1 protein-coding gene is annotated in these 2,270 nt (G+C 62.8%); it reads right to left on the bottom strand.

All coding sequences use genetic code 11. The features are described from left to right. Positions 1–126: 126 nt before the first annotated feature. On the bottom strand, positions 127–1,653 hold the full coding sequence (gene ltrA / locus AC0L3P_RS39550; protein ID WP_473309403.1) for a group II intron reverse transcriptase/maturase: 1,527 nt from the start codon (positions 1,651–1,653) through the stop codon (positions 127–129). Positions 1,654–2,270 lie beyond the last annotated feature (617 nt).

The raw sequence follows: 2,270 nt of genomic DNA, 5'->3' as shown, positions 1-2,270 counted from the left end.
GGTAGAGTAGGGGCACAGCGCCTGTCCGTCTTGCGACGGATGGTTTCTGCGCCCCTCTCGCCGAACCGGGCGTGCAAGTTTCCAAGCAACCGGCTCTCGATGCGCCGCTTACGCCGCGTGTGATCCTCACGCGTCCATGAGGGTGTTGAACGACGCCCAGAAGCGATCGGCTCCTTTGCGGAACTTCTCGCCAGGATCGTTCCATCCGTTCGGTATGCGTATGCCCCGGTGCGGGAAGTGGAGTGATCCGCCTTCCCGGAAGAACCGCAGCGATTTCGGTCCGTCGACCCATCGCCAGCGGCTGTCGGGCGCTGTTGCCTGGAAGCGGCGACGCAGCTCTTGCCACGTCGTCTTAGGATGCTTCCTGTGCAGCCATCGCCCGATGCGCTCCCACAGCCACCAATCCAGACTGGCGAAGTCCCGCGTGGCCCACGTGGCGTAGCGGTAGTAGTTTCGCCATCCGGTGATGACCGGGTTGAGATCGTCGATGAGATCGGCAAGGGCTTGGCCTGTCGGCGTCGCCTTCACCCTGACCTTGATCTTGTGGCGCAGGTCTTTCAGCTTGCTCTTCGGAATGAAGAGATTACCGACCATACGTCCGGTGCGGCGTGCCTTGGTCTGCACCACCCGATAGCCGAGGAAGTCGAAGCCTTCCTCGACGCCGGTGATCCTGGTCTTTTCCATCGACAGTTCCATGCGCAATTCCGTTTTGAGGAACTGCGCCAACGCAAACTTTTCGGCTTCTGCTTCCTCGCGGGTCCCGTCCGTCAGCACGACGAAGTCGTCGGCGTAACGTACGGCGTAGAATGTAGGCCTGTTTCTCCGGCGATCGTAAAGCCGCCGGTCGGCTGCATTCTGCGGTCGTTCGCGAGGGCGCATCGACCACCGTCCGTATCTCTCGTCGATGGCCGCCAGATAGACGTTGGCCAGCAATGGCGAGATGATGCCGCCCTGCGGGGTGCCCGTAACAGGGTGGCGGACGGTGCCCTCGATCATGACACCGGCTTTTAGGAAGGCGAGCACGAGCCTGAGGACCTTGCGATCCCCGACGCGTCGGCGCACACGCTCCATCAGCACATGATGATCGACGGCATCGAAGCAGCCCTTGATGTCACCCTCGATCACGAAGCGGTACTCGGAAGTGCCGCTGGGTGTGGGGTGCAGTCGTCGCTGGATTTTCGCCAGCGCATCATGGGTGCTCCGGCCGGGCCGGAAGCCATAGGAGGTCGGATAGAAGTCCGCCTCGAAGATCGGCTCCAGCACGAGCTTCAAAGCCATTTGCACCAGTCGGTCTTTGAGCGTCGGAATGCCGAGCGGACGCACCTTGCCGGGCTTACCCGGTTTGGGGATCAGCCTTTGCCGGACAGGCTCGGGCCGATAGGTGCCGCTGCCTAGTTCACCGCGGATATCCTCGATGAACCGTACTGCGCCGCCCAGCTGCTCTTCGACCGTCTTCCGCGTGACGCCATCGGTACCCGGTGTGCGGCTGCCTTTGTTACGGGTCAACCGACGCCAGCTTTCCAAAAGCGTCCTGCGGTCGCATACGATGTTGAACAGATCCGCGAACACCTTTTCGGCATTCGCGACACTCCACCTGTGAAGCTTGCGCTGCATGTCGAGGACGAACGCGGTATTCACCGCGCCGGGCCTCATCGGCCCGCCTCCTGCCGGCTTGCTTCACCCACTGTCTCCCTTCGCCATGTGGACGGCTTTCCCGCCCTCCGACTACTACGAAGACTCCGTCCCCTGCCGCGCCGATCATCGGTCGCCTCGATCATCTCGCGCCATCCGGCGCGAGAGAACACGGCAAGGTTCCCAAGTTCACCTGATGTCCCTTCACCTGCCTTAGGGACCGACTCTACCCCGTGAGGATTCCGGCCAACGGTCACCGCAAGCTGGGCCGCTGGCTGACGTGCGCGATCACGCACGTCCCTGATCCCCGTCCACTCAGCGGGGATCGGCACTCCTCCGGTCTTTCGACCGATCCGCCCACTTCCGGTTCGGCGGATTCCATGTTGCAACGAGGCTTCAAACATCGGTTCGATAACTCTTTCCGTAGCAGGTACGCTCGCCGGACCAGCCTCGGACGGAAGTCCCGGGTCGTCCGACTTTGACGGGTTCTGCTCATTTATGGCTCGCCGGAGGCACCCGGCTTACCTCACCCGTCTGCTTCAACCCCCGTGCTTGCGGCACGTGGGCTGCGGAGTCTCCCACCCCGCAGGGGCAACAGGCGCGCGTGACGGACTCCACCCGTCACTCTTGGCGCACGA

The organism is Bradyrhizobium sp. WSM4874 (assembly GCF_055811835.1).
This window is presented reverse-complemented; position numbering and strand designations above follow the sequence as displayed.

What these genes read in the sequence shown, in the direction of transcription:
- ltrA (WP_473309403.1), bottom strand. Translation starts at nt 1,653, where the DNA reads ATGAGGCCCGGCGCGGTGAATACCGCGTTCGTCCTCGACATGCAGCGC.